The following is a 228-nucleotide window of genomic DNA, read 5'->3' as shown; positions in this document are numbered from 1 at the left end:
GTATGGTAAAGTAACCAGGGCCTGCCTGGAAAGGGTCGACGGAATGAGCATCGAAGTCGAAATCCATATCGCAAACGGGCTCCCGCAAATCAACGTGGTCGGACTTCCCGCCACCGCCGTCAGAGAATCGATCGACCGTGTTCGCACCGCCATCAAAAACTGCGGATTTCAGTTTCCTCATGAGCGCATTACGGACAATCTGGCCCCGGCCGATCTGAGAAAAGAAGG

The 228-nt window shown here is 54.8% G+C and carries 1 protein-coding gene; it reads left to right on the top strand.

Features of this window, described 5'->3' with window-relative positions; all coding sequences use genetic code 11:
• Positions 1 to 228, top strand: a 228-nt coding sequence (locus KVT34_RS31590; protein WP_302695809.1) for a magnesium chelatase domain-containing protein, incomplete at both ends; no start/stop codon positions are given.

The sequence above is a fragment of the Paenibacillus sp. GbtcB18 genome, from assembly GCF_019091125.1.
Lineage (GTDB): Bacteria > Bacillota > Bacilli > Paenibacillales > NBRC-103111 > Paenibacillus_F > Paenibacillus_F chitinolyticus.
Note: the sequence above shows the minus strand (reverse complement) of the source record. Positions and strands in the feature narration are given on the sequence as shown.